Source organism: Rhizobium altiplani (assembly GCF_001542405.1).
GTDB classification, from domain to species: domain Bacteria; phylum Pseudomonadota; class Alphaproteobacteria; order Rhizobiales; family Rhizobiaceae; genus Rhizobium; species Rhizobium altiplani.
Window position 1 is genome coordinate 1 of sequence record NZ_LNCD01000053.1, and the last position, 2,012, is coordinate 2,012.

At 57.0% G+C, this 2,012-nt stretch carries 1 protein-coding gene and 2 pseudogenes; all 3 read left to right on the forward strand.

Annotated elements, in window-relative coordinates; genetic code table 11:
* Positions 1 to 462: pseudogene (locus tag AS026_RS39720) on the forward strand (IS66 family transposase); the annotation flags it as partial.
* 491 nt (positions 463 to 953) lie between these two features.
* Entirely contained in the window at positions 954 to 1,178 is a 225-nt protein-coding gene (locus tag AS026_RS44180; protein ID WP_131815304.1) for a hypothetical protein, read from the forward strand.
* Positions 1,179 to 1,236: 58 nt separating this feature from the next.
* A pseudogene (locus AS026_RS39725) lies at positions 1,237 to 2,000 on the forward strand (IS5 family transposase).
* The last annotated feature ends 12 nt before the right edge of the window (positions 2,001 to 2,012 follow it).

A 2,012-nucleotide genomic window follows, 5' to 3' on the forward strand; every position in this document is an offset into this window, starting at 1 on the left:
CGTCATCTCGCCGGATTCAGCGGCATCCTGCAGGTAGACGGCTACTCGGCCTATACCAATCTTGCCAAGACGCGTGCCAAAGCTGGCAGCAATGAAACGAGCCAACTCGCAGGGTGCTGGGCGCATCTACGTCGCAAGTTTTACGACCTCCACATCAGTGGAGTCTCAAAGGCAGCAACGGACACGATCATCGCGATGACCCAGCTGTGGCGCATCGAGGATGAGGTCCGCGGTCGGGATGCTGACAGCCGCTCCATGCTGCGTCAGGAAAGATCTGCAACCATCGTCTCCGGCCTCTTTGATCTTTGGGAAAAGGAACTGGCCAAGGTCTCTGGCAAGTCGAAGACCGCCGAAGCGATCCGCTACGCGCTCATCCGGCGCGAAGCACTCGAGCGCTTCTTGACGGACGGCCGGATCGAAATCGACTCCAATATCGTCGAGCGCGCGATCAGGCCCCAAACCACGTTGTGTTCATTATGCATCCCCTGTTCAAGTATCTGTAAACATTGGAATTTGAATTTCCGGCGACGACTGACACGGGCGCCCCTTACGCCTCATTGCCGTGGCGACTTGAGGATTGCGAAGATCCGAGGCGTTAATCTGGTACGGAGCGCCCGGGACAACCTGTTGTGCACGCAGTATCCCAGCCGCGATCAGGCTTCGAATGCGATGAGGGTAACATTGCAAGCCTTGGCGGCTTCGGTTAGCGTCAGCCATTCTCCGTCTTTCTCCGCTGATTTGTAGGCGTGAATTCCACGCACGCGCCGGATCGAGCCCACGCGTTTTGCAGACCAGGTCTTGCCTTGGGCAGTCGGCAGTCCCATCCGGTTCAAGGTCGCAGCAATATGCTCATCAGACCAACGGCTCGCCATACTCTCGATGATGGCCAAGGCATCATCGGACGTGACACATTCGTGCTCGCCTGATTGTGGTTTGCGTAAGCGGAGGGTGGAATGTCGACCACCCTTCCAATGAATCGTCAGCACGATCTCGCAGTCAGCCTCATCGATGTTGACGGTAATGTCGCTTATGAGCGCGCGCACCAATTGCTGGCGTGTTCGCATCATCACGTTGGAAGACGACCAGGCTGCATCAAGATCCTCGGCAAGATTTGTGAAATCGGGGGTGGGCGTCGTCGAGTTGTGTATCTTGGTATCTTCTACAGCGTAAACTCATAAAATTTCTTGGCATTTATCGACCGGCGTGATTCAAGGCTTCGAAATAGGGAAGCATTTGATGACACGTCGTCGCTACGAACTGACTGACCACGAATGGTCGATTATATCGCCGTTGTTACCCAACAAGCCACGCGGCGTTGCCCGCGTTGATGATCGGCGGGTACTGAATGGCATCCTCTGGCGGTTTCGAACGGGCTCGCCTTGGGCGGAAGTTCCGGAACGCTATGGCCCGCCGACGACCTGTTACAACCGCTTCGTCCGCTGGCGCAAAGCCGGGGTATGGGATCGGCTTCTTGAAGCGGTGTCCAAGGCCTACGATGGCGACATCGTCATGATCGACTCGACCTGTGTCCGCGTTCACCAGCACGCGGCCACGGGAAAAAAAGGGATGGAGACGATGGTGGCATGGGACGTTCCCGCGGCGGCCTTACGAGCAAAATCCATGCGCTCGTCGATGCCGAAGGTCGCCCGGTCAATCTGCGTCTGACTGGTGGACAGATCGCCGATTGTGCCGAAGCCGACGCGCTGACGGATGAGCTTGGCGAGGGGGACATCCTGCTGGCCGACAAGGGTTATGACACGAATGCCATACGGGCAAAGGCCGCCGAGAGAAAGGCCTGGGCCAACATCCCGCCGAAGAGTAATCGCAAGGGCTCTTTCGTATTTTCGCGCTGGGTCTATCGGCAACGTAATCTCGTGGAACGGTTCTTCAACAGGATCAAGCAGTTCCGAGGCATCGCAACCCGATATGACAAGCGCCCGGAAAACTACCTCGCCGCTGTAAAGCTCGTCGCAACAAGAATATGGTGCCAGAGTTTATGAGTCGACGCCGTA

Excerpts from the sequence above, each read along its gene's own strand:
- AS026_RS44180 (WP_131815304.1), top strand. The coding sequence starts at position 954 with ATGTCGACCACCCTTCCAATGAATCGTCAGCACGATCTCGCAGTCAGC.